Source organism: Pukyongia salina (assembly GCF_002966125.1).
Classification (GTDB): Bacteria; Bacteroidota; Bacteroidia; order Flavobacteriales; family Flavobacteriaceae; genus Pukyongia; species Pukyongia salina.
Window position 1 is genome coordinate 3,143,277 of sequence record NZ_CP027062.1, and the last position, 21,910, is coordinate 3,165,186.

Annotated in this window: 15 protein-coding genes; 10 read left to right on the top strand and 5 right to left on the bottom strand. The window is 43.0% G+C overall.

The genetic code is table 11. The features are described from left to right. Positions 1 to 44 precede the first annotated feature (44 nt). Positions 45 to 1,829, top strand: a complete 1,785-nt coding sequence (locus C5O00_RS14300; RefSeq protein WP_105217504.1) for a T9SS type A sorting domain-containing protein — start codon at positions 45 to 47, stop codon at positions 1,827 to 1,829. Positions 1,830 to 1,836: 7 nt separating this feature from the next. On the opposite strand, the gene C5O00_RS14305 is transcribed toward C5O00_RS14300, so the two are convergent. Further along, complete coding sequence (locus C5O00_RS14305) at positions 1,837 to 3,012, bottom strand: GlmU family protein (protein ID WP_105217505.1); 1,176 nt, start codon at positions 3,010 to 3,012, stop codon at positions 1,837 to 1,839. A gap of 80 nt (positions 3,013 to 3,092) precedes the next feature. Next, positions 3,093 to 3,365 (bottom strand): type B 50S ribosomal protein L31, encoded by a 273-nt coding sequence (locus C5O00_RS14310; RefSeq protein ID WP_105217694.1) that lies wholly within the window; start codon positions 3,363 to 3,365, stop codon positions 3,093 to 3,095. 221 nt (positions 3,366 to 3,586) lie between these two features. Here C5O00_RS14310 and C5O00_RS14315 point away from each other — a divergent pair, with 221 nt between their 5' ends. The 7 genes from C5O00_RS14315 to C5O00_RS14345 all read left to right on the top strand — a co-directional run bounded on the left by C5O00_RS14315 (position 3,587) and on the right by C5O00_RS14345 (position 10,716). Continuing rightward, positions 3,587 to 4,111, top strand: a complete 525-nt coding sequence (locus C5O00_RS14315) for a DUF4199 domain-containing protein (RefSeq protein WP_158676879.1) — start codon at positions 3,587 to 3,589, stop codon at positions 4,109 to 4,111. 8 nt (positions 4,112 to 4,119) lie between these two features. Next, positions 4,120 to 5,073, top strand: a complete 954-nt coding sequence (locus C5O00_RS14320) for a glycosyltransferase family 2 protein (RefSeq protein ID WP_105217507.1) — start codon at positions 4,120 to 4,122, stop codon at positions 5,071 to 5,073. A gap of 58 nt (positions 5,074 to 5,131) precedes the next feature. Next, positions 5,132 to 6,850 carry a phospho-sugar mutase gene (locus tag C5O00_RS14325; RefSeq protein WP_105217508.1) on the top strand — a complete coding sequence of 573 codons (1,719 nt, stop codon included), beginning with the start codon at positions 5,132 to 5,134 and terminating at the stop codon, positions 6,848 to 6,850. Then, positions 6,850 to 8,688: an ABC transporter ATP-binding protein gene (locus C5O00_RS14330; RefSeq protein WP_105217509.1), complete on the top strand. Its 1,839-nt coding sequence runs from the start codon at positions 6,850 to 6,852 to the stop codon at positions 8,686 to 8,688. The genes C5O00_RS14325 and C5O00_RS14330 overlap by 1 nt, the downstream gene beginning before the upstream one ends. A gap of 517 nt (positions 8,689 to 9,205) precedes the next feature. Beyond that, the gene (locus C5O00_RS14335) at positions 9,206 to 9,757 is read left to right on the top strand and encodes an RNA polymerase sigma factor (protein WP_105217510.1); all 552 of its coding nucleotides are present in this window, start codon (positions 9,206 to 9,208) and stop codon (positions 9,755 to 9,757) included. A gap of 23 nt (positions 9,758 to 9,780) precedes the next feature. Further along, complete coding sequence (locus tag C5O00_RS14340) at positions 9,781 to 10,275, top strand: hypothetical protein (RefSeq protein ID WP_105217511.1); 495 nt, start codon at positions 9,781 to 9,783, stop codon at positions 10,273 to 10,275. 3 nt (positions 10,276 to 10,278) lie between these two features. Then, complete coding sequence (locus tag C5O00_RS14345) at positions 10,279 to 10,716, top strand: hypothetical protein (RefSeq protein WP_105217512.1); 438 nt, start codon at positions 10,279 to 10,281, stop codon at positions 10,714 to 10,716. Between the two features lie 28 nt (positions 10,717 to 10,744). On the opposite strand, the gene C5O00_RS14350 is transcribed toward C5O00_RS14345, so the two are convergent. Further along, positions 10,745 to 11,785: a WD40/YVTN/BNR-like repeat-containing protein gene (locus tag C5O00_RS14350; RefSeq protein WP_105217695.1), complete on the bottom strand. Its 1,041-nt coding sequence runs from the start codon at positions 11,783 to 11,785 to the stop codon at positions 10,745 to 10,747. Between the two features lie 72 nt (positions 11,786 to 11,857). Here C5O00_RS14350 and C5O00_RS14355 point away from each other — a divergent pair, with 72 nt between their 5' ends. After that, positions 11,858 to 13,066, top strand: a complete 1,209-nt coding sequence (locus C5O00_RS14355) for an RsmB/NOP family class I SAM-dependent RNA methyltransferase (protein ID WP_105217513.1) — start codon at positions 11,858 to 11,860, stop codon at positions 13,064 to 13,066. 67 nt (positions 13,067 to 13,133) lie between these two features. Here C5O00_RS14355 and C5O00_RS14360 read toward each other — a convergent pair whose 3' ends face one another. Both C5O00_RS14360 and C5O00_RS14365 read right to left on the bottom strand, forming a co-directional pair. Then, positions 13,134 to 14,978, bottom strand: a complete 1,845-nt coding sequence (locus C5O00_RS14360) for a T9SS type A sorting domain-containing protein (RefSeq protein ID WP_105217514.1) — start codon at positions 14,976 to 14,978, stop codon at positions 13,134 to 13,136. Between the two features lie 116 nt (positions 14,979 to 15,094). Continuing rightward, a complete protein-coding gene (locus C5O00_RS14365; protein ID WP_105217515.1) occupies positions 15,095 to 18,022 on the bottom strand; it encodes a GEVED domain-containing protein in 2,928 nt (975 codons plus the stop codon). Between the two features lie 177 nt (positions 18,023 to 18,199). Here C5O00_RS14365 and purL point away from each other — a divergent pair, with 177 nt between their 5' ends. Next, positions 18,200 to 21,862 (top strand): phosphoribosylformylglycinamidine synthase, encoded by a 3,663-nt coding sequence (purL, locus tag C5O00_RS14370; RefSeq protein WP_105217516.1) that lies wholly within the window; start codon positions 18,200 to 18,202, stop codon positions 21,860 to 21,862. Positions 21,863 to 21,910: the final 48 nt, after the last annotated feature.

Sequence of the window (21,910 nt, forward strand, 5' to 3'; positions counted from 1 at the left end):
TGCTGAAATAATTCTATTTTGCGGAACTATCACAATAATAGCGGATGATCAGAAATATTTTACTTTTTAGCTTTATTTACCTATTTTTTTATAACTCCCATGCCCAAACCGTCGAATGGGTAAACGGTACAGGGGGTCCGGGTCCTGTTGACATTGGGCGGATTATTGAAACCGACAGCCAGGGAAATGTATTTGTTTCTGGTTCTTTCAGAGATACTGTAAGTTTCGATCCAAATTCGAATAACTTCGATTTCACCGCAGGCCTGTTTGGTGATGCATTTATCCAAAAATTTGACGCAGACGGAAATTTTTTATGGGCAAGAGTTTTTACTTCAGATGCAGCCACCGAATACCCTATTATGCTCATCGATTCGGAAGACAACATATATCTGTCTGCTTATTTCGAAGGTTCGATCGACCTGGACCCGGGGCCAAACCAGGATATCAGAACAAACTCTGCCTTAGGTTTCGAGCAATCTTATATTGTTAAATTGAATAATGATGGCGAATATATCTGGGGAGAGGCTTTTGAAAATGTGTCCGCTAACCAGTATACAAATATTCAAAGCATAAGTTTTGATAGTAACGAGAATGTTTTTTTAGCGGGCGAATTTCAATCTACCATCGATCTGGACTTTGGAGTCGGCGAGCATTTGATAAACGGTCCTGGAGGGTCAGCCTTCTTTCTTAAAATAGATAAGGACGGTGAATTCCTTTGGGCTGAAACGTTGTTAGCCCCGCTGGAAGATTCTTTCAATATCACCGAATCTCTATTTACCCCCACTGATGAAATTTTGATCGCAGGGTCGTATTATGGTACCGACGTGGATTTCGATCCCGGGCCAGGGCAATTTTTGTTTACAAGTCCGAGCACCAACCAGGACCTGTTTATTCTAAAATTAGATAATTCTGGAAATTTTCTATGGGCGAGAACAGCCGAAGGACACGATCCCGGGCCTTTTCTTGGGATAGGTAATGAACACATATTTTCACTAGACATAGATTCGAATGACGATATCTATATAACCGGTGGTTACAGTTTTTACATAAATCTGGAACCGGGCACATCGAATTTCATCCTGGATTCCGGGGTTCCACCCTGTACGTCATCTTGCCCCGATTATAACGTGCCATTCATCGCTAAAATGTCTTCGGATGGTGACATGATCTGGGCGAAGCAATTTGATGGGCCTCATCAGATCGTGGTTGCACAGGGTAATATAAAACGACATTCGAATTTGGTATGGATAAATGAACAGGGAGATCTCATATACGCGATCAATCCTTATGGGACAATAAATTTTGAAATAAATTCTGTGCCGTATTCCTTTACTTCTACCAACCTTTATGTTACTTTTCTAAACGTTGATCCCACCAATGGCGAGGTTTTAAATGTATTTTTCCTGGGCAATGACCAGCATGCGTGGATTTCCGATCTAAAGGTCTATGAAAATATCATGTATGTTACCGGCGGTTTTGGAGGTGAATTATTCTTCGACCCATCACATTCGCTTGTTTCCAATGGCAACACAGATGCATATACCTTGAAGATTCGTGAGGATTCACTGTTCACTCAGGAATTCGATATTGAAAAAGCGATCTCGATCTATCCGAATCCAACTTCAGATCTATTACATATGGAATCGCCTATACAGGATATAACCTCGGTCATACTATACGACCTACAGGGGCGACAATTGAATGCGTTTTATGATGTTTCTTCAAAATCGCAAACACTGGATTTATCAACACTTTCGGCTGCGATATACATAGTGGAAATTGAACTATCGAACGGATGGCGCATTACCCGTAAATTAGTTAAAGAATAAGGAAATTTTAATTCCTTCTGTATTTCGCGGTCGCTTCAAAAACGTATTCGAGGATATTCGCGTCTTCTTCGGTGAACTCCACTCCTCGCCTGGCCATCATTTCCCTGGCTGTTTCGAAGGCTTTGGGAGTTTGATAGGTGGTGGTGCCATGACTTCCACCCCAACTGAAACTGGGAATGAAATTGCGAGGGAATCCACTTCCGAAGATATTTGCACTTACCCCTACAACTGTACCTGTATTGAACATGGTATTGATCCCGCATTTGCTGTGATCGCCCATCATTAGTCCGCAGAACTGAAGTCCGGTAGCGGCAAAGCGTTCTTTATTATAATCCCACAAGCGTACGGTGGCATAATTATTCTTCATGTTGGATGTATTGGTGTCGGCACCAATATTACACCATTCGCCAAGAACCGAATTACCTAAAAATCCGTCGTGACCTTTATTAGAATACCCGAATAAAACCGAATTGTTCACTTCTCCACCAATTTTACTGAAGGGCCCGATGGTGCAACCGGTATAAATCTTACTTCCCATTTTCACTGTTGCTCCTTCACAAAGCGCAAAAGGTCCTCTGATCAATGCACCCTCCATGATCTCGGCATTTTTACCAATATAAATAGGGCCATCTGTAGCATTGAGGGAACATAGCGGTAATTTAGCACCTTCCTCAATAAAGATCTGCTCTGGATGGAAGGCTGTAGCAGTTTTGGGAATGGGTTGCGATTTTCGGCCTTTGGTCAATAATTCGAAATCACGCTTGATAGCTTCATGATTCTTCGAAAAGATATCCCAGGTATGTTCAATACGGAACAGGTCTTCATCGGCATATTCAATTTTTTCATACGATTCGAGATCTGCCTCTTGCCCTTCCAAAGTAAAAAATGCTACCGCTTCATCTTCGTGAAATATGGCCTGGCCTGCTTTAAGGCTCTGGATCATCTTCACCAGGTTCGCAGTGGGTAAAAAGGAGCCATTTATCAATACATTTTCCTCAAATTCTACCAAAGGCCATCGTACTGCGAGATGATCTTCGGTAACGGTGGTGGTGGTTGATCCCAGGTGTTTTTCCCACTTTTCTCTAATGGTGAGTATTCCTATACGGATATCGGCCACCGGCCTCGTATAGGTAAAAGGCAAAAGCTGGTCGCGAACGCTTCCGTCGAATAGGATGTAATTCATAAGGGTGTGTTCTGTGTTCAAAGCTAATAAAAAAAGCCTTCGGTGACCGAAGGCTTTTTGAAATCTTATTGAACGAAAGATTATTCTTCCTCTTTCGCCACTTCTTTACTAAACTTCTTGTATTTGTTCTTGAACTTGTCGATACGCCCTGCTGTATCTATCAGTTTCGCTTTTCCTGTATAAAAAGGATGCGAAGTTCTTGAAATTTCCATTTTCACCAAAGGATATTCCACTCCGTCAACTTCAATGGTCTCCTTGGTATTTGCAGTAGACTTTGTGATAAAAACATCATCGTTAGACATGTCTTTAAAAGCTACTAATCTGTAATTTTCCGGATGGATATCTTTTTTCATCTTCTTTACGTTTACGTATTCGCTCAATTTTTGAGTGTGCAAATTTAAGCAATATTCAGAAATACACAATAAATATTTACGATTTATCACTATTTATCTGAATATGTGCTTTCAAGTTTATACGTAAAAGCACATGTTAAAACAAATGTAACGTTTTACTATCTTTGTTAACTAACAAACCAAACCAAGCTGCCTGCTATGGCAGACCAAAAAACTTCAATATGGACACAAATATCTCTACATTAAAATTTGCCACTCCCCTGGGCGTTGTATTGGGGCTTCTTCTAATTGTGATCGTGGTGGTAATGTACGTAACCGGTATGTTACAGGAAGGTGTACAATGGCCAATGTATCTTTTCTACCTCATCTTCCCTCTCTACATTGGGTATGTGGTGCATTCGTATCGCAAGGCCAACGGTGGTTATTTATCTCTGGGAAGCGCTCTAAAAGTGGGTGTGACGGCAGCTATCATTAGCGGTCTCGTATACCTGGTATATAACCTCATCTTTGTTTACCTGATCGATCCGGAATTTCCGGCTAAAATGCTGGATGTGGCACGAGAGAATATGTACAAGCAAAATCCAAATATCACCGAAGAACAGGTAGAAATGGCCATGGGCTTTGCGGAGAAATTCTCCAACCCCTTCCTGGGAGGTGCATTCTGGATAGTAATGAGTGCATTTTTCGGATTTATTTACTCCTTAATCTCAGGACTGATCTTTAAAAGAGAACGGCCTGTACATTAAAGCACCGTATGAATCTTTCCATCGTCATTCCCCTTCTTAACGAAGAAGAATCGTTGAACGAACTCTACCATTGGATTGCAGATGTTATGCAATCCAATGGTTTTTTATACGAGATCTTGTTTATAGACGATGGCAGTACAGACGATTCCTGGAAGATCATTCGTACCCTGGCCGAGACACACCCCGAAGTAAAAGGCTTAAGGTTTTTAAAGAACTTCGGAAAATCACAAGCCCTGCATGCGGGTTTTGCTGTTGCTAAGGGGGAAGTGGTGATTACCATGGATGCCGACCTCCAGGACAATCCCGAAGAGATTCCCGAGCTGTACGAGATGATCTGTAAAGACGGCTATCAGTTAGTGTCGGGATGGAAAAAGAAGCGATACGACTCTGTGGTGGCCAAGAATTTACCTTCCAAACTGTTTAACTTAGCCGCAAGGAAGACTTCGGGAGTGAAATTGCACGATTTCAACTGTGGTTTGAAAGCCTACCATAAGGACGTGATCAAGACCATCGAGGTTACGGGTGAAATGCACCGATATATTCCGGTTCTGGCCAAGAATGCAGGCTTCGATAAGATTGGGGAGAAAGTAGTGCAACATCAGAAAAGAAAATACGGAACAACAAAATTTGGTATGGAACGATTTATTCGAGGATTTTTAGATCTCATTACGATCTCTTTTATCTCAAAATTTGGGAAACGCCCTATGCATCTATTCGGGGCCTGGGGAGCACTTATGTTGTTTGTAGGTTTTTGTTTCGCACTATACCTTGGGATAGACAAACTCTTTATCAATCCGGGGGGTAGACTCATAACAGATCGCCCTCAATTCTATATCTCACTTACGGCAATGATCCTGGGTACACAATTATTCCTGGCCGGATTTCTTGGCGAATTGATACTGAGAAGTAAAAAGGGAGGCCGCGATTACATTATTAAAGAAGACTTAAACGTTCATGATTGACCGTAACTTTCGCTATTTTTGCAGCAAATACGCAAAACCCAATACCTAATAGCATTCAATGATCTATGTTGACCCGAAAATACTGGAAAGAGTAAATCAATGGCTCACTCCTGTATTCGATCAAAAGACACAGCACACCATCAAGGAAATGATCGCCTACGACCCGGAAGGCCTCGAGGATAGCTTCTACCGCAATCTGGAATTTGGAACCGGTGGGATGCGGGGGATCATGGGAGTTGGTGATAACCGTATCAACAAATACACTTTGGGAAAGAACAGCCAGGGAATCGCCAATTACCTGTATAAACAATTCCCTAACCAGCCCTTAAAAGTTGCCATCGCTTACGATTGCAGGCATAATTCGAAAGAACTCGCTAAAGTTGTAGCCGATGTATTTTCGGCCAACAATATTACGGTGTATCTCTTCTCCAACCTGCGTCCTACTCCGGAGCTGTCATTCTCGGTAAAAGAACTGGGTTGCCAGTGTGGGATCGTCCTTACCGCTTCTCACAATCCTCCCGAATATAACGGATATAAGGTCTATTGGCAGGACGGCGGACAACTGGTCCCCCCACAGGATGCCGAGATCATTGCCGAGATCAACAATTTGCAATACGGGCATGTGAAATTTGAAGCCAGGGAAGAATTGATACATTTTGTGGACTCAGCACTGGATGAAGCCTTTGCTAAGGCTTCAGTAAAGAATGGGAGCTTCAATACGCCACAGACCGCCAAAGATAACCTGAAGATCGTCTTTACTTCCCTGCACGGTACATCGATCACCATGGTTCCTAAAGTGCTGGAGATGGCTGGGTATAATAATGTATTACTGGTTGAGGAACAATCTGCACCAGATGGTGATTTCCCTACAGTGGAGTCGCCAAATCCCGAAGAACCGGAAGCCCTAAAAATGGCCCTGGAGCTAGCCGAAAACGAAAAGGCCGATATAGTGATAGGTACCGATCCCGACTGTGACAGGTTAGGAATAGCTGTACGTGACACGGATGGTAAGCTTAAATTACTGAACGGTAACCAGGCCATGGTGGTGATGAGTCATTTCTTACTGGAACAATGGAAAAAGGAAGGAAAACTCAACGGAAAGCAATTTCTTGCATCTACTATAGTGTCCACCCCTATGGTGAAGGACATTACAGAGTCGTATGGAGTTTTATATAAAGAAGGATTAACCGGCTTTAAATGGATTGCCAAAATGGTGAAGGATTTTCCCGAACTCGAACTAATAGGTGGTGGAGAAGAAAGCTTCGGATATATGGTAGGTGATTTTGTACGGGATAAGGATGCAGTTACGGCAACCCTGCTGGCCTGTGAGATAGCCGCACAGAAAAAAAATGAGGGAAGTAGTGTATATGGTTACCTGCAGGAGCTGTACAAGGACTATGGATATTATCTTGAGCAACTGGTCTCTATGGTAAAGAAAGGTAAAAAAGGAGAAGAAGAGATCCTTGCTATGATGAGATCGCTACGCGAGAATCCACTTAAAGAAATAGATGGCAGTAAGGTGATACGGATTGAGGATTACCAGTCCGGAAAGTCGTTGAACATGAAAGACGGAAGTATTTCTGAAATGGATCTTCCCAGATCGAACGTGTTAATCTTCTATACCGAGGATGGTAGTAAAATAGCTGCCCGGCCCAGTGGAACTGAACCCAAGATAAAATTTTACATGAGTGTGAATGAGCGGACTGAAGACGATCATTACGACGCAGCGAAGCTTCAGAAAAAAATAGACCGTATAAAAACCGAATTGAATCTTTGATGCATTATTTCCGAAAAATACTTAAATATGCCTTGCCGTATAAGCGTTATGCCTGGTTGAATATTATCTCCAATATTTTCTACGCATTTTTTGGCTCGCTGGCATTTGTATCTCTTATCCCCATGTTGAAAGTGCTTTTTGAGGATCCGGAGAATATCGAGGCGAAGGTTACCACGGTTCCTGAATATACGGGGATCACAGAATTGGGCGACTATACCGAACAGTACTTAAATTATTATATCCACCAGAATAATGAGGCCTCGGGTGAAATGAACACCCTGGTGATCATGATCGTTCTGGTGATTTCAACTTTTCTCTTAAAGAACCTGTTTGGCTACCTGGCTATGTTCTTCATAACCTTTTTAAGAAACGGGGTTCTTAAGGATCTGCGAAACGATCTGTACCGCAAAACGATAGACCTGCCTGTTTCGTTTTATTCAGAAAAAAGAAAAGGAGATACCATTGCTCGTATTTCCAGTGATGTGCTGGAGATACAACATTCCTTTCTGTCCATTCTGGAATTGATCGTTCGCGAACCGCTAATGATCATATTCACCATCATTTTCATGTTGCTCATTAGTGTAAAACTTACCATTTTCGTCTTTGTCTTTATCCCGGTTTCTGGCTTTATCATTTCAAGGATCGGGAAGAGTTTAAAGAGGCATTCGGATAAGGTTCAGAAGGAACAGGGATTCTTCCTTTCCATACTGGAAGAAACCCTGGGCGGCCTTAAGATCATTAAGGGTTTTAATGCCGAAAAGATATTCAATAATCGGTTTCAGGAATCTACAGGGCGATTCTTCAAGTATTCGAACACCTTGTTAAACAGACAAAATCTCGCATCTCCCGCCAGTGAATTTCTCGGTATCCTGGTAATCGCTATCCTATTGTGGTTTGGAGGGAACATGGTACTGGTCGAAAATACCCTGCAACCTGCCCAGTTCATCGCATATATGGGACTGGCTTACAACATCCTTACTCCGGCCAAAGCGATAAGCAAGGCGAGTTATAATGTAAAGAAAGGTAATGCGGCTGCCGAACGTGTACTGGAGATCCTGGAGACCGAATCCAGTATTACAGACAAACCCGGTGCGATGGAAAAGACCAGCTTCACCGAGAGTGTGGAAATTGACAATATCTCCTTTAAATATGAGGATGAGTGGGTACTTAAAGATTTTAGTCTGAAGGTGCCTAAAGGAAGTACCGTTGCCCTGGTGGGCCAAAGCGGTAGCGGTAAGAGTACGATCGCTAATCTTGTAACCCGTTTTTACGATGTGAATAAAGGTGAGATAAGGATAGACGGTAACAATATCGTTGACATTACTCAGAAGTCCTTACGCGGACTCCTGGGGCTGGTTACACAGGATTCCATCTTATTTAACGATACGGTAGCAGGAAATTTAAGGGTGGCAAAGGAAGAAGCTTCGGAGGAAGAGCTTATTGCAGCGCTAAAGGTTGCCAATGCCTGGGAATTCGTCTCTCTTTTACCCGAGGGTATACATACCAATATTGGAGATAGCGGTAATAAATTAAGTGGCGGACAAAAACAACGGTTGAGCATTGCCCGGGCGGTCCTGAAAAATCCACCAATTATGATTCTGGACGAAGCGACCTCTGCGCTGGACACCGAGAGCGAACGATTAGTGCAACAAGCTCTAGAGAACATGATGAAGAACAGAACCTCCATAGTGATCGCTCACAGGCTATCTACCATACAGAATGCTGATAATATCGTAGTACTTTCAAAAGGTGAGATCGTTGAACAAGGCAAGCATCAGGAATTACTTGCGAAAAAGGCTGTCTATTACAGCCTTGTTGAGATGCAATCCTTAGCCTAAAGATCCTTGATTTAAGAACAAAAAAAAGAGCGGTTGGGGCTCCGCTCTTTTCAATATTGTCGCCGTATTTGGGGCACACGGCAACGGTTATTATCATAAGTATGGAGCTAATATATATTCTATCTCCGAAATAACCAAATAAAATTTACAGTTAATCTTCTTATTGTGCATTTCATCGATATTTTTGACATTAAACATTAGGTTTTTTCCTACTTTTCGTACATTTTTAAGGATTTCTGAAGCTTTGATAAAAAGGCATAAAAAAAACGGGCCAGCCCCCGCTTAGGCCCGTTTAGCTTGTCTTTATTACAGTTGGGGCTAATAATAAAGAACATATACATAAGAAGTATGGACCGAAATTAGTAAATATTTTCCTACAAATAAAATATTTTCGTGTTTTATCGAATATTTTTTCACTTTATCGATGTTTTTTAACATATTTTAAAGAATTCGAGTTAATATTAACGTCATTAAACCATCTTAGTTAACTTTAGTCTAAGGATTAAATCATCAATTCGTGGTGCAAGAGCAAGCGCTGGTGAGCGCCCTAAAATCGGAAACCAACAAGGAGGAGGCCTTCAGAGACCTTGTATCCCAATACAAAGAGCGATTGTATTGGCATATACGTAATATGGTCCTTGATCATGATGATGCAGATGATGTGCTTCAGAATACCTTTATAAAGGTTTTCAGAAATATCGAATCCTTTAAAGGGGATAGTAAATTGTATACATGGATGTACCGTATTGCTACCAATGAAGCTATCACTTTCATGAATAAGAGGGCTAAGCGAAATAATATTACCATTGAAGAAGTAAAAGAGCGCGCCATCGATAATTTGGAAAGCGACGTGTATTTTGAAGGCGGCGCCATCGAACTGAATTTACAAAGGGCCATTGCCACCCTCCCTGAAAAGCAGCAACTGATATTCAATATGAAATATTTCGAGGATCATACCTATGAGGAATTATCGGAGATTCTTGAAATTTCGGTAGGCGGATTAAAAAGCAGTTACCATATTGCCGTAAAGAAAATTACTGCTTATCTTAAAAGCAATGAAACCTTTTAAGGTTTAAAAGGTCGAAAGAACAAATGAAAGAAAAGAAACACAATACAGGTTTAAACGTTCCAGACGGTTATTTTGATAACTTCGAGGATAGAATGATGCTTAAGGTCATGGAAGAAAGTCTTCCAAAATCGAATGGCTTTAAGGTACCTGAAGGGTATTTCGAGCAATTTGAAGTTTCTGCTCAACTTACAAACGAAATTACGCCGCAGCCGGCTGTGATCTCTATCTTCAGGAAAAAGACACTATTATACATTTCGGGGGTAGCTGCTTCCTTGCTCCTTATCATCTCCCTTATCAATACCAAAGATGACAATTTGAGCATGGATTCGCTTTCGGCAGAATCTGTGGAGGCGTATATAAACGGTGATATTGCAGATATTGATACCTACGATGTTATGGCCATGTTGAACGAAGAAGACCTGGAAAGTATCTCTTTGCATTCCGAAGTTGTTTCGGAGGAGAACCTCGAAGCATACCTTATTGAAAATTTAGACGAAACCTCATTATTAATAGAATAAAAAATGAAAAAGATATTAATCGTACTATTACTTATAACTACCGGGATCTATGCACAGCGTGGCGAGGGCAAAGAGAGGATCAAAGCGTTGAAAGCCGCTCACATCACCGAAGCCCTCGATCTCACTCCTGCTGAAGCCGAAAAATTCTGGCCGGTGTATAATAACCACGAGGACCAGATGGAATCCATTAAAAAGCAACGCCGTATGGACGTAATGTCCATAGCGAAGGGCGACATGAGTTCACTAAACGATAGTGATGCGAACATGCTTATCGATAAGATGCTGGAATTTCGTAGAAAGGAAACACAGATAGAATTAACCTTTATTGAAGATATCAGGAAGGTACTCCCTCCTCAAAAGGTGATTCGCTTACATAAAGCGGAAGAGGACTTTAAACGAAGACTCGTTGAAATACTTCGGAAAAAACGAGGCAAACAATAAATTATCAGGCAGCTAATCGCTGCCTTTTTTATTTAAATATCAGTTTCGCAATTATATTTCGGCCGGAGGCAAATGCCAGGCTATCATTTACAAATTCGATAGCATAAAAACCGGTTTTAGACAGTTCGGTCCAGCTCTCTCCCCTGTCCGGGCTATAAGATATCCCAGGCGATCCTACCGCTACTATTCCTTCTCCGTTTGTGCCCGGAACAAACCGAACAGACGATCTGTACCCGGGGCCTCTCCCATTGCTCACTAATGTCCAGGTTTTTCCGCCATCCTTGGTTATTGCCTTATTTCCTTCGTTAAAAGCCTTGTCTTCCCAGTTACCACCAAAGATCACCCCATTTTTGTCATCGTAGAAATCCACCGAATAAATGCCTGTCATCACCTTTCCTTGTATTATCGGGGTATCATAAACTTCCCAGCTTTCTCCTCTATCTGCCGAATGCAAAACGCGTGCGCGTTTACCGCCGGATACGATCCAGGCATGATCTCCATAGAGCGCAATGTTCGAGTTACTGGCAGCAAATGCCGCTTCACCAGTCTCCACTTCAGGCAATATATTACAGGATAGTTTTTTCCAGTTATTCCCCCCGTCTCTGGTAATAATTATCGATAAGCATCCATCTGTAGGATCGCCCATGGCGATGCCTTCGTTGTCGTTCCAGAATGCCATCGAATCGTAAAATACCTTTTCTCCTTCTTCAAGGTATACTTCCTCTATATTGGTGGCTGTTTCACCATCGAAGCCAATTTTATACATAACGGCAGGGTTCGCCACACTCAACACAAATACCGAATTACGAACCACCGCAATAGCACGGAAAGAAAGCAGGGAATCCTGATATTTGATGGTCGCAAGCTTGGGAGTAAGACTGTCTATTAGCCCAACCCTACCCGCATTGGCCGCAAACCACACGCGATCTTCGTCCAGGGGAGCAATAGCCCGTATACTCACACTGTCCTGAAAGACAGGAGTGATCTCTACCGTGCTAAATTCTTTGGAGGAGTTTCCACTGCAAAATGTGAATAATATGATTACGAAAACTAAGTAGAGAAAGCGCATAATTAATTTTTGCCAAAAGTAACCAAAAGTATTCATTGCATTATAATACCTTTGCGGTTCAAGTAAAACTTCATGAAATTACACCGAAATCTCGTATTCGCAACCATAGATTCTCTTCATCTTATCTTCAATGAAAAGAAGCAGGCAGATAAAGTACTCAAGGATACTTTAAAGCGCGATAAGCGATGGGGTTCCCGGGATAGAAGTTTTATTGCTGAAACTACCTACGACATCGTTCGATGGAAACGGCTTTATGCCGAAATTGCCGAAGTAAAGGAACCTTTCGACAGACCCAATCTCTTTCGCCTGTTTACCGTCTGGGCGATTCTAAATGGAATCCGACTCCCGGACTGGCCGCAATTTGAAGGCACCCCGACGAGAAGGATCAAAGGGCGCTTCGACGAACTCTCGAAAACACGAAAGATAAGAGAATCCATTCCCGATTGGCTGGATGAATTGGGAGAAAGTGAGTTAGGAAAAAAATGGGATACCGAATTACATGCCCTAAATGCCCTGGCCGATGTGGTCCTGCGAGTTAATACCTTAAAGGCAACCGTACAGGATGTTCAAAATGCCCTGTCTGATGCAGAGATCGAAACAGAAACCATTAAAGGCTACCCTTCTGCTCTTAAACTAAAAGAACGCGCTAATGTATTCACTACCCAGGCCTTTAAGGATGGATGGTTCGAAGTTCAGGATGCTTCTTCACAAAAGGTGGCAGAAATGCTCGATCCCAAGCCCGGAATGAGGGTGGTTGATGCATGTGCAGGTGCAGGTGGAAAAAGCTTACATCTCGCAAGCCTAATGGAGAATAAAGGGCAAGTGGTCGCCCTGGATATTTACGATAACAAACTCACCGAGCTTAAAAGACGAGCACGAAGAAACGGAGCACATAATATTGAAACCCGGCACATCGATTCAACCAAGGTGATCAAAAAGCTAATTGGGAAAGCAGATAAGGTGTTGATAGACGCACCGTGTTCTGGCTTAGGAGTACTTCGTAGAAATCCGGATACCAAATGGAAACTAAATCCCGATTTCCTGAAATCGGTCCAGAAAACACAACGTGACATCCTGGAAAGTTATTCCCGTATGGTGAAGCCGGGAGGGCAACTTTTATATGCCACCTGCTCTATTCTTCCCTCGGAAAACGAGAAGCAGCTTGCATATTTCTTAAATTCGGAAGCGGGCAAGGAGTTTAGCTTGCTTAAGGAAGAAAGGATCTCTCCGGCGAAGAGTGGTTTCGATGGGTTTTATATGGCCTTACTTCAGAAACAATAATTCTAAATAAAAAAAGCCTCCCTGTAAAGAAGGAAGGCTTTCCTAATCAAATAATTCCTCTAAAGGTTTATTTAATGATAACTTTTTTGCTTTGACTAAAACCGCTTGTGTTCGAAACGCGAACTACGTAGACACCCGAAGCCAGGGATCCTTTATTGAATACCCCTCGATGATTTTGTCCAGAAGTATCCAGACGGCCCATAGTAACATTTTTCCCCTGAATATCTAATAGGTCGAACCGTAAATCACCCAGATCTTTTGTACTGCTTACAAATACCTCGTATTGATCTCCCGAAATTGGGTAGATCGCCATCTCAGCTTCATCTGCAGATAATCCTTCATTATCAAGTATAGGGATGTTTTCCAGGTTAAAGGCTGCGATCTTGGTGTACCATTGATTTACAAACTTGAAATATTGTGAGGTGAACCAAAAGGTTTCCCCGTCCGGATCCATAGTGAGTTGGGCATAATCGCCGTATCTGTTCGACCCTAGTTGCCATCCAAACCCATCTTCGATCACCTGCTCTTCAAAACTCATTTGCCCAAGAGGATCTCCCTCCAGTCTCCCGGTGTATCTAAGTCCGACCACCGTATTCGCACTTCCCACACTATAGGCGAGAGCTATGTTTCCACTTGTATCCATTCCCATACTTCCCATAAACCTACTTTCTCCATCATTCAAGGTCCAGGTACCTTCCTGATGTATACTGAATGATCCTGTACCGGTATTACGCAATTCGATCCATCTTATACCTGCACGGTTTTGCCCGTCCACGTCTACATTGAAATTTATTAAGAATGAATTATAGCCCGGGAAGCTGCGATAATTTGCCATATACGAAATGATCCCTGCCTGACTGTCTATTCGCTGACTCGTATTGGGCTGCGGAATATCACCCGACCCGAACACGTAGAAAGTACTGTCGAAAGGCTGCACCGCAATTAGGTCTGGTGCCGAAATTGTAGAATTTGCAGGGGTGATAAAATCCACATTGATCTCCCAGATCTTAATATGGTCGAATGTAACGCCTGGCCAGCCATCATCCTGTAAGTAAACTATGTAGCCAGGTACATTTGCCGGTGCCGTTGTTCCGAGGAGATTGGCGGGTTCCGGGCTAAATACTGTATTTGGGTTGAAAACCACTCCGGGAAGATTAAATCCTACAATGGTAGGATTAGCAGCGCCGGCGATCATTGCGGCACGATCCAGGGCATATACCCTGTTTCCCGTAAATTTATTGGCGGTAAGATAATAGGCGTCCGGCCAAACCCCGTAATGCGGGTAGTCTGGGAACGCGTCCAGCGGAAAGCTATATAAATTGTACGTTCCTGTAGGATCGGGTGTGGTGGACACTCCAATGATCAACGCATCGTCACTGGTCCTGAACTGGCTCACAAAGAATCTATCGGCAAGCTGATCGTACATTACTATAGGGTCACCATCATTGTTTCCTGAATTGAGAAACGTACTAAGGTTGGTGGGTCCTGCAAGTACATTTCCCGATTTATCAAATATCTTCACGATCGTATTTACGGCATGAACGTAGTGGTTTGGACCCACAGCCCCCGATGGATCCGGCGGTATAAAATTTCCGGCTTCCCCCACACTTGCTCCATCAAAATTCACAAGGATCTCGCGTGCAGCCCTTGTGGGTGCGTCCTCTTGCACTAATGGATCCGGTCCAAGCGGCAATGCATCCGGATTGGATTTGGTGGGTCTTCTGAGGTTATTCTGAATTATGGTTGGGTTGTCGAGATCGGTAACCGGGGTTGCAGTTTCATACTCACTAAATGGCAGAGTCTCTCCTAAATATGTTCCATATTCGATGCTAGCGGCTTCGAAACTGGATTGAGAGAATCCGGCCATACCGGCAAACAGGAAGATCGTAAAAAAGTAGTAGAAATTTTTCATATGAAGTTTTAAAGTATACAAGATATTCAATTCTGCTCTAAATTTTTTGCTAATTGAAATATTTTATACAAAAAAAGGCGACCATAGGTCGCCTTTTAAAAGCTTTATCGCCTAATTTATTTCACAATAATTCTAGCGGTTTTATAAGAAGTGGTCGTTTGTCCACCAATGCGGATCAAATACACACCACTTGCTGCTTTGGCCATGTCAAGGTTCATTCGGTAAGCGCCATCTATTTTTGGCAGATTCTTACTGAAATCGATCTCCTGTCCTAAAACATTGTAAAGTCCAAGGTAAACGCCACCGTCGAAGCTGGTTCTCAATGTTACTTCAAACTGGTTGTTCGACTTAGAAACTACAATTAGATCTGAATTAGAGATGGCTGAATCATTGATACCCAGATCACCGATATTAGCAGTATAATCTTCGGTTTCTCCGTATTGAGTTGTAGCACATGCATCGCTAGGAACTGGTTCCTGCCACGCACTCTTCACTCTCATTGTGTGTTCTCCTAAAGTTGCGTTAGCAGGTACGTTTAGATTTACAGTTTCGGTATAAGATCCTGCTGCCTGACCAGGAGCGATCACGAAGTTAGGAACTACAACCTCATTATTTGAGAAGGTATTATCATCATTAAAGTCAATCCAAACTTTCACGTTCTGGTCACCATAACCTGTTGTAAAGGTGATACTATTAGTACTACCCGGTGCAAGGTTTGCAATAAGATTAGTGAAATCGCCATATCCTTCACAACCCGATGGGTTGTTGATCTCTGCAACGGCAACTAGTTGGAATCCGTCACCGAAAGAACAATCCATAGAAGGTGTACAGAATACATTATCGATTGTTACCGAAAAGCTGTCGTTAGATGGATCTGCATCACCTGTAAGAACAGTTGACACCTCGATATCGTATGTGCCAAGTGCAGAAAGATCTGCAGTTTGTGCAAAGTCGAAACTTGCTTCGTCTTCGGATAAGAGCGGACCAGCAAATGTTTCAACTACCGGAGTACCTCCGTTGACAGTATACTGTACATCGAAATTAGATTGAGTTGCCGCACCGAAGTTTCGTAAAGTAACCGATATGGTTTCATTAGGGCCTAATCCCGAACCACTTACCGGCGCGGTGATATCGATCGCCCCTACGTCGTTCGCAAATAAATGCGTCACATCTTTGGTAAAGCTATCGTTAGCACCAAACTGATCTCCCGGCAACAGTGCAGTTACTTCTATCGAATAGGTTTGCCCTTCAGTAGACATGTCTACAGTTGTAGCAAAAGTAAAGGTGTCAAGCTGATTAGCATTTAAAGTACCTGTATAGTTCTCTGTTGCCACTAAGTTGCCATCCACTCTTAATTCTAAAGGTATGAGAGTTTGTGTAGCAGAACCAAAGTTTCTAATATTGATCTCAACACTTTCGGTCGCAGTTAAGGTACCGTTATTGGGCTGAAGTATATCCGTAACTCCCACGTCGTTCGCAAATCCACTGGACAATGAGAAGGAAGCTACTTGAGTTCTCCACTGATTGTTTGATGAAAAGTAATCGGAAGTAAACCAGAAAGTAAAGTTATTCGGGTCCATGGTCATGTGCGAATAATCCCCGTAACGGTTACTATTTGTTCGCACACCAGGACCATCAATGATAATAGTTTCTGCAACTGTCATCATGCCTAGAGGATCTCCGTTAAAACGACCTGTATATCGTAAAGAAGGAGCTAAAGTAGTACTACCGGTTGTGTAACCCAGGGCAATATTCCCGGCTGCATCCATAGCACCACTACTCATTAGTCTACTGTGGCCATCTGCAATAGAATAGGTACCTTCCTGGAAGATCGTCCAGGGGTTTACCCCGGTATTTCGCAATTCGATCCAGCGGATACCACCGGTCTCATTAGCATCGATAAAAGTATTAAAGGTGATTAACCAGGAGTTATGTGTTCCAAAATCCCTGTAGTTCGCTCCAAAGGAGATAATACCACCATGTCCGGCCAGTCGCTGACTTGTTCCCGGCTGACGCAGTGCTCCGTTCCCGTTTCCAAATAACTCGCCTGCATCAAAAGGCGTAGTAGGTATTTCCTGGGGTGCAGATATAGTTGAATTTGCCGTGTTGGTCCAGTCCATATCGATTTCCCAAACTTTCAGGTGGTCGAAGGTAATTGCGCCTGTCCAGCCATCATCCTGTAGATATACAATATATCCGGGAGTGTTAGGGTCTACAGTCGTACCTGTAAGGTTAACCGCAGCAGGACTTTTTACCTGGTTCGGATTAACAACGATCTGTGGAAGGTTAAAGATAAGAATCTGCGGACTGGCTCCACCAGCAAGCATTTCATCTCTCTCCATAACAAATCCCTGTGTAGTTTGACCGTTTAAGTTAACTGTTCCGTAGTAACCATCATGCCAAACACCATATTTTGGATAATCTGGAAAACCACTGAATTGGTATTGCCATACATTATAGGCTCCAGTTGGGTCGTTTGTTACAGAAACTCCAATGGCAAGGGAGTTATTTAGTGAACCAAATTCACTTACCACCCAGCGATCCGCTAACTGATCGTAAAGAACAATAGGGTCTCCGCTATTAGACGGAATACCTAAAAAGGCAGATAAAGAAACAGGACCTACAAGTAGTGTCCCTGTTTTATCGAATATTTTAACAAGAGAATTTACCGAATGCAGATAATGATTAGGACCAACAGCTCCAGTTGGATCTGGTGGAAAAAATCCGGATTCGGATGCAGAGGCTCCGATAAAATTCTGCTCGATCGGCATACTTTCGATCTGGCCTGGTTCGGTTTGTAGATCTGGAATAACGGTGGTAGTGTTCACAGCCTCCATAGGAGTTGTGTTTCTTTGATCTATCACCATAGTTTGGGTTCGCGGATCATTAAATTGTCCGGACTCCATTACCGGAAAATCTCTTAATGGAATGGTTTGCCCCATATAAGTTCCGGTAATAATTTCACTAGGAGGAAATGTCTCCTGTGCACTAACACCAACGCAAATAATAAGCGCTAATGCCAGTAGGTAGTTTTTAAAAATCATAGTTTAAGCTTTAGCTGATTAATTTTTTGAGACTGGGAAGGTACGGCTAATAATTGAATTCAAAAACCCACTAAATTAGTAGAGAAATTGAAGATCATTATAAGGGTGAAATAGTACTAAATCCGTAATAATTAATTATTTTTGTGCTTTGTTGAAATTACTTATAAAAAACAACCGATGATTCACTTTTTTGGAGATGTAAAAAACACTGTTTTTGCTGTCCAATCCTCCGGCGATCTTTCTGCACGAACCATAGAAAAACTTAATTGGTTATTTGGTAACCAACCCAAAATAGAACAGTCCGCAATAGCGGATTTTTTTGTTGGGCCACGTGCCGCCATGGTAACACCCTGGAGTACTAATGCCGTAGAGATAACCCAGAATATGCATATCTCCGGAATTATAAGGATAGAAGAATTTCACAAGGTGGACGAGGGATATACAGACTTTGACCCAATGCTTGCCCAGAAATACAAAAAATTGGATCAGGAAATTTTCGATATGCATATCGATCCGGAACCCATCAAACAAATACATGATATTGCGGCATACAACTTATCGGAGGGTTTGGCGCTAAGTGACGATGAAGTAGACTACCTTAACAATCTTTCGGTTAAACTCAACAGACCACTTACAGATAGTGAAGTATTTGGATTTAGCCAGGTGAATAGTGAGCACTGCAGGCACAAGATCTTCAATGGGACCTTCGAAATTGACGGTGAGGAAATGGCCTCCTCTCTCTTCAAACTAATTAAAAAGACTTCGGAAGTAAATCCTAATGATATAGTTTCAGCATATAAGGACAATGTTGCTTTTGTGCGCGGTCCTGAAGTGGAACAATTTGCACCCAAATCTCCGGACAAGCCGGATTATTATCAAAAAACCCCATTTAATAGTGTGATCTCTCTTAAAGCAGAAACACACAACTTTCCCACTACTGTTGAACCCTTTAATGGGGCTGCCACCGGAAGTGGTGGTGAGATTAGGGACCGCCTGGCGGGCGGCAAGGGTTCTTTGCCATTAGCTGGTACGGCCGTTTACATGACCTCTTACTCACGGTTAGCAGAAAACAGACCCTGGGAAAAAGCCATGGATGAACGCCCATGGTTGTATCAAACCCCAATGGATATTCTAATAAAAGCCAGTAATGGAGCATCCGATTTCGGGAATAAATTTGGTCAACCCCTTATTGCAGGGTCCGTGCTCACCTTCGAGCATGTTGAAGATGCCCGTAAATTAGGGTTCGATAAAGTAATTATGTTGGCGGGAGGAATTGGCTACGGAAAAGCTTCCCAGGCCATCAAAGATGTACCCGAAGTTGGAGATAAGATCGTTATCCTGGGTGGCGAGAACTACCGTATAGGTATGGGTGGAGCCGCGGTTTCCTCTGCAGATACGGGTGAATTTGAAAGTGGGATCGAGCTTAACGCCGTGCAACGATCTAATCCCGAAATGCAGAAACGAGCAGCTAATGCTGTACGCGGGATGGTGGAAAGTGAAGAAAACCCCATTGTATCTATTCACGATCACGGTGCCGGTGGACACCTTAATTGCCTTAGCGAACTGGTGGAAGAGACAGGCGGCCATATCGACCTGGACAAATTGCCTGTAGGAGATCCAACGCTTTCAGCCAAAGAACTTATTGGGAACGAATCCCAGGAACGTATGGGGCTGGTGATTGGCGGAAAAGATATAGACCAATTAAAACGAGTGGCAGATCGCGAACGCTCTCCAATGTACGAAGTTGGTGAGGTAACCGGAGATCACGCGTTCTGTATTGAAAGCAGCAGCAAAGGGGATAAACCCATGGATTTCGCGCTGGAAGATATGTTTGGGAGTTCCCCAAAAACGATAATGAGAGACCGTAGGATGGGACGCACTTATAAGGACGCAGACCTCCGCCCTGATAAATTGCACGAATACGTGTCGCAGTTATTACAACTGGAAGCCGTTGGTTGCAAGGATTGGCTTACAAATAAAGTAGATCGATGCGTAACAGGACGCGTGGCCAAACAGCAATGTGCCGGACCCCTTCAACTTCCGTTGAACAACTGCGGGGTGATGGCGCTGGACTATCGCGGCAAGGAAGGTGTAGCCACCTCAATTGGACACTCGCCGATAAGCGCTTTAGTGGATCCTGTTGCAGGATCTCGTAATTCGATCACAGAATCCCTAACTAATATAGTCTGGGCCCCGTTGGAGAATGGCTTAAAAAGTGTGTCTCTTTCCGCAAACTGGATGTGGCCATGCAACAACGAAGGAGAAGACGCCAGGTTATACGAAGCAGTAAAAGGAGTAAGTGACTTTGCCATCGAGCTGGGAATAAACGTTCCTACCGGAAAGGATTCGCTATCTATGAAGCAGAAGTATAAAGATGAGGAGGTGATAGCGCCGGGTACTGTTATCATATCGGCTGCAGGGCATTGTAATGATATAAAAAAGGTGGTCGAGCCCGTTTTGCAGAAAAATAAAGGAAGTATTTACTATATCAATATCTCGCAGGATGAGTTTAAGGTAGGAGGCTCATCGTTCGCACAGATCCTCAATGTTATTGGATCTGAAGTTCCTACTGTGAAAAGCGCAGCCTATGTGAAATTAGTTTTTAATACCATTCAAGAACTTATTTCTCAAGGGAAAGTCGCGGCGGGTCACGACGTAGCTTCGGGTGGGCTTATAACCACTCTGCTCGAAATGTGCTTTGCAGATAATCACTTAGGGGCCAGGGTGGATCTTTCGGAAGTTGGCAATTCTTTTCTAAATTTACTTTTTGCTGAAAATTGCGGTCTAGTGATTCAGGCATCACAAGATACTGAACTAGAAAAGGTTCTTTCAGAAAAAAATATTGAATACTTTAAAATTGGAAGTGTAACTGAAGGTGATCAACTTCAAATAACTCATAAAGAGACTTTTGAAGAATTTAATATCCCCGAATACAGGGATATATGGTACCACACTTCATATTTGCTTGACCAAAAACAGAGTGGCCCTGAAAAAGCCCTTGAGCGATTTCAGAATTATAAGAATCAGCCTCTCACCTACAAATTTCCTGCACATTTTACAGGGAAACTACCCCAATGGGATACTTCCAAGCCACGAATCAAAGCGGCTGTTATAAGAGAGAAAGGAAGTAACAGCGAACGTGAGATGGCCTATGCCATGCATTTGGCGGGATTCGATGTGAAGGATGTTCACATGACCGATCTTATCGAAGGCCGTGAAACTTTGGAAGATATAAAGTTCATTGCCGCGGTTGGAGGGTTTTCTAACAGTGATGTCCTGGGCAGCGCCAAGGGATGGGCCGGTGCATTCTTGTATAACGAAAAAGCTAAGAAAGCTCTTACCGGGTTCTTCGAGAAGGATGATACGCTCTCACTGGGAGTTTGTAATGGTTGCCAGTTATTTATAGAACTTGGACTCATCAATCCTGAGCACGAAAACAAGCCTAAAATGCTGCATAATGATACGGGTAAGTTTGAGTGTTCCTTTACCTCGGTAGAGATCCAGGAGAACAATTCGGTTATGCTATCCACCTTATCGGGAAGCAAACTGGGGATCTGGGCAGCACATGGAGAAGGGAAGTTTAGTTTTCCTTTAGCTGAAGAACATTACAATATAGTAGGAAAATACGGTTACGAAGGCCTACCGGCCAATCCGAACGGCAGTGACTATAATACGGCTATTCTAACAGATAGCACGGGCCGCCACCTGGTTATCATGCCTCATCTGGAGCGATCTACCTTCCCGTGGAACTGGGGGTATTACCCCGCGGAAAGAGAAGACGAAGTCTCTCCCTGGCTGGAAGGATTTGTTAATGCGCGAAAGTGGCTTGAAGCAAAATAACCTATTCCTTTATTTTCTGAAATACATAAGAAACCATTAATTGGTAGG

Bases quoted from the DNA above. Each gene is read 5' to 3' on its own strand.
- C5O00_RS14340 (WP_105217511.1), top strand. From the start codon at position 9,781: ATGAAAGAAAAGAAACACAATACAGGTTTAAACGTTCCAGACGGTTAT.
- C5O00_RS14345 (WP_105217512.1), top strand. From the start codon at position 10,279: ATGAAAAAGATATTAATCGTACTATTACTTATAACTACCGGGATCTAT.
- C5O00_RS14355 (WP_105217513.1), top strand. From the start codon at position 11,858: ATGAAATTACACCGAAATCTCGTATTCGCAACCATAGATTCTCTTCAT.
- C5O00_RS14325 (WP_105217508.1), top strand. From the start codon at position 5,132: ATGATCTATGTTGACCCGAAAATACTGGAAAGAGTAAATCAATGGCTC.
- C5O00_RS14315 (WP_158676879.1), top strand. From the start codon at position 3,587: ATGGACACAAATATCTCTACATTAAAATTTGCCACTCCCCTGGGCGTT.
- C5O00_RS14300 (WP_105217504.1), top strand. From the start codon at position 45: ATGATCAGAAATATTTTACTTTTTAGCTTTATTTACCTATTTTTTTAT.
- C5O00_RS14320 (WP_105217507.1), top strand. From the start codon at position 4,120: ATGAATCTTTCCATCGTCATTCCCCTTCTTAACGAAGAAGAATCGTTG.
- C5O00_RS14330 (WP_105217509.1), top strand. From the start codon at position 6,850: ATGCATTATTTCCGAAAAATACTTAAATATGCCTTGCCGTATAAGCGT.
- C5O00_RS14310 (WP_105217694.1), bottom strand. From the start codon at position 3,365: ATGAAAAAAGATATCCATCCGGAAAATTACAGATTAGTAGCTTTTAAA.
- C5O00_RS14365 (WP_105217515.1), bottom strand. From the start codon at position 18,022: ATGATTTTTAAAAACTACCTACTGGCATTAGCGCTTATTATTTGCGTT.
- C5O00_RS14360 (WP_105217514.1), bottom strand. From the start codon at position 14,978: ATGAAAAATTTCTACTACTTTTTTACGATCTTCCTGTTTGCCGGTATG.
- C5O00_RS14305 (WP_105217505.1), bottom strand. From the start codon at position 3,012: ATGAATTACATCCTATTCGACGGAAGCGTTCGCGACCAGCTTTTGCCT.
- C5O00_RS14350 (WP_105217695.1), bottom strand. From the start codon at position 11,785: ATGCGCTTTCTCTACTTAGTTTTCGTAATCATATTATTCACATTTTGC.
- purL (WP_105217516.1), top strand. From the start codon at position 18,200: ATGATTCACTTTTTTGGAGATGTAAAAAACACTGTTTTTGCTGTCCAA.